Source organism: Roseateles sp. P5_E11 (assembly GCF_054049355.1).
Genome location: NZ_JBFUMO010000381.1, coordinates 1 through 5,748, shown reverse-complemented (window position 1 = coordinate 5,748; position 5,748 = coordinate 1). Strand labels below are relative to the sequence as shown.

Annotated in this window: 6 protein-coding genes and 1 tRNA gene; 4 read left to right on the top strand and 3 right to left on the bottom strand. The window is 62.5% G+C overall.

The genetic code is table 11. The features are described from left to right. The 3 genes from ACXJKR_RS22460 to rplU all read right to left on the bottom strand — a co-directional run. The coding region (locus ACXJKR_RS22460) for a GTPase (protein WP_457324688.1) at positions 1–557 on the bottom strand (557 nt) is incomplete at its 3' end. A 197-nt stretch (positions 558–754) separates the two neighbouring features. Further along, complete coding sequence (rpmA, locus tag ACXJKR_RS22455) at positions 755–1,018, bottom strand: 50S ribosomal protein L27 (RefSeq protein WP_056203384.1); 264 nt, start codon at positions 1,016–1,018, stop codon at positions 755–757. Positions 1,019–1,055: 37 nt separating this feature from the next. After that, entirely contained in the window at positions 1,056–1,367 is a 312-nt protein-coding gene (gene rplU, locus ACXJKR_RS22450) for a 50S ribosomal protein L21 (protein ID WP_056203376.1), read from the bottom strand. A 367-nt stretch (positions 1,368–1,734) separates the two neighbouring features. Between rplU and ACXJKR_RS22445 the strand changes: the two genes are divergently transcribed. The 4 genes from ACXJKR_RS22445 to ACXJKR_RS22430 all read left to right on the top strand — a co-directional run. Beyond that, positions 1,735–2,664 (top strand): polyprenyl synthetase family protein, encoded by a 930-nt coding sequence (locus ACXJKR_RS22445; protein ID WP_056203374.1) that lies wholly within the window; start codon positions 1,735–1,737, stop codon positions 2,662–2,664. Between the two features lie 20 nt (positions 2,665–2,684). Then, positions 2,685–2,761 (top strand) — tRNA-Pro (locus ACXJKR_RS22440). Positions 2,762–2,974: 213 nt separating this feature from the next. After that, positions 2,975–4,642 carry a type IV-A pilus assembly ATPase PilB gene (gene pilB / locus ACXJKR_RS22435; protein ID WP_457324689.1) on the top strand — a complete coding sequence of 556 codons (1,668 nt, stop codon included), beginning with the start codon at positions 2,975–2,977 and terminating at the stop codon, positions 4,640–4,642. A gap of 19 nt (positions 4,643–4,661) precedes the next feature. Further along, positions 4,662–5,748: type II secretion system F family protein (locus ACXJKR_RS22430; RefSeq protein WP_457324687.1), on the top strand; the 1,087-nt coding region annotated here is incomplete at its 3' end.

Here is a 5,748-nt window from a genome sequence, read left to right as displayed (position 1 = left end):
ATCTTGGGCTTGGCGTTGGAGATCGCCGTGATCAATGTCGACTTGCCGGCGTTGGGCTGGCCCAGCAGGCCAACGTCGGCCAGCACGCGCAGCTCCAGGCGCAGCTTCTTGGCCTCGCCCGGCCAACCCGGCGTTTTCTGGCGCGGCGCACGGTTGGTCGACGTCTTGAAATGCAAGTTGCCAAAGCCGCCGTCGCCGCCCTTGGCGAGCAGAATGCGCTGGCCGGACTCGATCAACTCGCCGATGACGGATTCGGTTTCCAGGTCCGTGATGATGGTGCCGACCGGCACACGCAGCACGATGTCGTCGGCCGCCGCGCCGAAGCAGTCGGAACCGCGACCAGCCTCACCGTTGCGTGCCTCGTGGCGGCGTGCGTAGCGGTAGTCGATCAGCGTGTTCAGGTTGCGGTCCGCCTCGGCCCACACGCTGCCACCCTTGCCGCCGTCACCGCCGTCCGGCCCACCGAAGGGAATGAACTTCTCGCGACGAAAGCTGGCGCAGCCCGCGCCGCCGTTGCCGGCTGCGATGTCAATGGTGGCTTCGTCGACGAATTTCATGGCTGAGCAGCCATCGTACTGGCTGGGTTGCGGCGCGCCCGCTGCGATTCAGTGCGGCGGGCTTTCCAAAAAACAAACCCGGCAAGCCGGATCAAACAAGCAAAGGCTCCGGCAAGCCGGACCTTAAAAAACAAAAGCCCCGGCGAGCCGGGGCTTGGRAGTATCCGGGCGGGCGACCCGTCCGGATCACGCAATCATCAAGCCGCCAGCGGCGTGATGACGACGGTCTGACGGTTCTTCTCGCCCTTGATGGCGAAGGACACGTGGCCATCGACCAACGCGAACAGCGTGTGGTCCTTGCCCATGCCGACGTTGACGCCAGCGTGGAACTTGGTGCCGCGCTGACGCACGATGATCGAACCTGCGGAGATCAGTTCACCGCCGTAAGCCTTGACGCCCAGCATCTTGGGCTTGGAGTCGCGGCCATTCCGTGTGGAACCGCCGCCTTTTTTCTGTGCCATGAGTTAGCTCCTAGAAATTAGCGAAAGACGACTGAAATCAGCCGTTGACCGCGCTGATTTCCAGCTCGGTGAAGTTTTGGCGATGGCCTTGGCTCTTCTTGTAGTGCTTGCGACGGCGCATCTTGAAGATGCGAACCTTGTCGTGCTTGCCATGGCTGACAACCTTGGCGCTGACAGTAGCGCCGGCGACCAGCGGAGCGCCGACCGTCAGGCCGTCGCCGCTGCCGATGGCCAGCACTTGGTCGATAGTGACCTCAGCGCCGACTTCCACGTCGAGCAACTCGACCTTGATCTTTTCGCCAGCAGCAACCTTGTATTGCTTGCCGCCGGTTTTGATGACCGCGTACATATTCATCCTTCCGCACCCCAGGGGTGCAATCACCCGGCTCCAGCAGCTTGACGCCAGCCATTCAGCCGGTGCCGCCACCCTCGTCGGGCCTTTTTGTCGGTTTTGATCCCCATTGCCCGCCACCCATCAAAGACACACGGCTTGCAAAGAGCCCGCGAGTATACCCTGACGCTTCATCGAAAGGCAATGCTCCACGCGCTGGGCCTCCTGCAAGCCTCACGACAACAGTGCGGCCCGACCATGCCCGCAAGCGCATGGACGCCGTTTCTATAATCACCACATTCCTTGCCTGAGAGTCCACGTGCGCGTCGAGTCAGCCTCGCCCCCATCCCAAGTTGCTGAGGTACTCGCCCTGCTGGCCGACGAAATGGCCCAGGTCGACGCGGTCATCGCGCAGCGCCTGTCCTCCGATGTGGCGCTGATCGACCAGATCGCGCACTACATCGTGCATGCCGGCGGCAAGCGCATGCGCCCCAAGCTCGTGCTGCTGTTTGCGAACGCGCTCGGTTTTGCCAAGCCGGCGCGCTTTGAGTTRGCCGCCGTCGTCGAGTTCATCCATACGGCGACGCTGCTGCACGATGACGTCGTTGACGAGTCCTCACTGCGTCGCGGCAAGCCGACCGCCAACGCCCTGTTCGGCAACGCTGCGAGCGTGCTGGTCGGCGACTTCCTCTATTCGCGCGCCTTCCAGATGATGGTGTCGGTCGACCGCATGCGGGTGCTGGAGGTGCTGGCAGAGGCCACCAACGTCATTGCCGAGGGCGAAGTCCTGCAGCTGATGAACATGCACGACCCGGACATCACGGTGGAGAGCTATCTGCGCGTGATCCGGTTCAAGACTGCCAAGCTTTTCGAAGCCAGCGCTCGCCTCGGCGCGGTACTGGCCAACGCCCCGCCCGAGGTCGAGGAAGCCTGTGCCGCCTATGGGCGCGCGCTGGGAACGGCCTTCCAGCTCATCGACGATGTGCTGGATTACGAAGGAGACGCCCTGGAGCTCGGCAAGAACATCGGGGACGACCTGCGCGAGGGCAAGACGACACTGCCRCTGTTGATCGCGATGGAGCGAGCAACGGGCGAGCAACGCGCATTGCTTCGGCATGCCATCGAAGAGGGCGAGCAGGAAAAACTGCAGGATATCGTTGCCATCGTGCGCTCAACCGGCGCCCTCGAATCGACCCGGGAAGCGGCGCGAACCGAAGCGCGGCACGCGGCCGAATGTCTCAGCCACCTGCCTCCAAATAGGTGGACAGAATCTCTGCTAGAATTCGCAATTCAGTCGGTTGAGCGCCACTCATAGGCGGCTCGCGCAGAAGACATCGGGGTGTAGCTTAGCCTGGTAGAGCGCTACGTTCGGGACGTAGAGGCCGGAGGTTCGAATCCTCTCACCCCGACCAAGTCTTCGCCCTCGGGATGAGGGTCCGCAAATCGACCGGGCCACAGTACCGGCAACCCTGAAATCCTGACGTTATCCCTGGAATTCGTTTGCCTCGCGCCCGGCTACCGACTGGCACAATTGGCAGACTTCGCTCTTTCCGTCGTTGACGCAACTGCCTGTGGAAACCACGCTCGCCGAGCCGCTTCAGTCTTCCCTGTCGGGGGTGGCGCGCATGCTGGTGCACGCCGGCAAGCTCCAGGCCAAGGCCGCCGAAGATCTCGTCAAACAGGCGAGGGAAAAGAAGGCCAGTTTCGTCAACGCGGTGATCGCAAGCGGCCTGGTTTCGCCAGTCGATCTGGCGCACACCTTGTCCAGTGCTCTGGCCTTGCCGCTGCTGGATCTGTCGGCGATGGACCCGCAGCGCATGCCGCAGAACGTCATCGACGCGAAGCTGGCCCAGCAGTACCAGGTCGTGGCCCTGTCGCGGCGCGGCAATCGCCTTTTCGTCGGCGGCGCCGATCCCACGGATCTCGAGGTCATTGAACGCATCAAGTTCGCGACCCAGCTGCAGCCGGAATGGGTCATCGTCGAGCATGACAAGCTGGCCAAGATGCTGGCCAGCACCGGCGCAAGCGCGACGGAATCGCTGGAGAGCATCGCTGGCGGCGACTTCGACTTCGACATCGCCGAAGAGGATGCGACGCCGCAGCAGGAGGCTGCCGAACTGGCAGACGTCGAGGACGCACCCGTCGTCCGCTTCCTGCAGAAGATGCTGGTCGACGCGATCAATCTGCGCGCCTCGGACTTGCATTTCGAACCCTACGAATTCCACTACCGCGTGCGCTTTCGCGTCGACGGCGAGTTGCGCGAGATCACGCAACCGCCCATTGCGATCAAGGACAAGCTGGCCTCGCGCATCAAGGTGATTTCGCGCCTGGACATCTCCGAGAAGCGAGTGCCCCAGGACGGGCGCATGAAGCTGAAGTTCGGCAGCAAGTCCATCGATTTCCGCGTCAGTACCCTGCCCACGCTGTTCGGCGAAAAGATCGTTATTCGTATCCTGGACTCGTCCTCCGCGAAGCTGGGCATTGAAGCGCTGGGCTACGAGAAGATCGAGAAGGAGCGCCTGCTCGCCTGCATCTACCGCCCTTACGGCATGGTGCTTGTGACCGGCCCGACGGGCTCCGGCAAGACGGTGTCTCTCTACACCTGTCTGAACATCCTGAACCAGCCTGGCGTCAACATCGCGACAGTGGAAGACCCGGCAGAAATCAACCTGCCCGGTATCAACCAGGTCAACGTCAACGACAAGGCGGGCCTGAACTTCTCGACGGCCCTGAAGTCCTTCCTGCGCCAGGATCCAGACATCATCATGGTYGGCGAAATCCGTGACCTGGAAACCGCCGATATCGCGATCAAGGCCGCTCAGACGGGCCACATGGTCATGTCGACGCTGCACACCAATGACGCGCCCAAAACGTTGACCCGTCTGCTCAACATGGGCGTGGCGCCGTTCAATATCGCGTCCAGCGTGCTGCTCATCACCGCTCAGCGCCTCGTGCGCCGGCTGTGCGAGAACTGCAAGCAACCGGCCGACTACCCACGCGAAGCACTGATCAAGGCCGGCTTCGTCGAGGAAGATTTCGACGGCAGCTGGAAGCTCTATCGCGCCGTCGGCTGCAGCAGCTGCACAAATGGTTACCGCGGCCGCGTCGGGCTTTACCAAGTGATGCCCGTCACGGAGGCGATCCAGCGCATCATCCTGGCTGAGGGAACGGCGATGGACATCGCCGAGCAGGCCAAGAAGGAAGGGGTGCGCGATCTGCGCCAGTCCGGCCTCGTGAAGGCGCGCGGCGGCGTCACGACACTGGAAGAAGTGCTGTCCGCCACCAACGAATAATCAGTCTCGAGGAGAGCGCATGGCTACTGCCACTGCCGCAGCAAAAGGCGTCAAGGACTTCGTCTTCGAGTGGGAGGGCAAGGATCGCAATGGCAAGATCGTCAGAGGCGAACTCCGGGCCGGCGGTGAGGCCATGGTCAGCGCCACCTTGCGCCGCCAAGGCATCCTGGTCAACAAGGTCAAGAAGCGCCGCTCCAGCGGTGGCAGCGCGGTCAAGCAGAAGGACATCGCGATCTTCACGCGCCAGCTCGCGACGATGATGCGCGCCGGCGTGCCGTTGCTGCAGTCCTTTGACATCGTCGCCCGCGGCGCGACCAACCCGCGCCTCACACGGCTACTGAACGACATCCGACAGGATGTGGAGACCGGCACGAGCCTGTCATCGGCCTTCCGCAAGCACCCGATGTATTTCGACGCGCTGTACTGCAATCTCGTCGAAGCGGGCGAAGCTGGCGGTATCTTGGAGGCGCTGCTGGACCGACTGGCGGTCTATCAGGAAAAGACGGTTGCCATCAAGAACAAGATCAAGTCGGCACTGACCTACCCTGTCGCGGTGATGGTGGTCGCCTTCATCGTCGTTGCAGTCATCATGATCTTTGTGGTGCCTGCCTTCGAGGATGTCTTCAAGTCTTTCGGCGCCGACCTGCCCGCCCCCACCCTTTTCATCATCGCGCTGTCCAAGTTCTTCGTCAGCTACTGGTGGGCTATCTTCGGTTCGATCGGCGGTGGCATCTATTTCTTCCTGCAGACCTGGAAGCGCTCCGTGCCGATGCAAAAGCGCATGGATCGCCTGCTGTTGAAGGTCCCCGTCTTCGGCGACCTCATGTACAAGTCCGCCGTCGCGCGTTGGACGCGGACCCTGTCGACGATGTTTGCCGCAGGCGTCCCGCTGGTCGAGGCGCTCGATTCCGTCGGCGGCGCCTCGGGGAATGCGGTATTCGCTGAGGCGACCGAACAGATCCAACGCGACGTTTCCACCGGCGCCGCGCTGACGACGTCGATGCAGACGACGGGCATCTTCCCGACCATGGTGTTGCAGATGTCTTCCATCGGCGAGGAATCCGGCTCCCTCGACCACATGCTGGCCAAGGCCGCGGAGTTCTATG

Excerpts from the sequence above, each read along its gene's own strand:
- rpmA (WP_056203384.1), bottom strand. The coding sequence starts at position 1,018 with ATGGCACAGAAAAAAGGCGGCGGTTCCACACGGAATGGCCGCGACTCC.
- rplU (WP_056203376.1), bottom strand. The coding sequence starts at position 1,367 with ATGTACGCGGTCATCAAAACCGGCGGCAAGCAATACAAGGTTGCTGCT.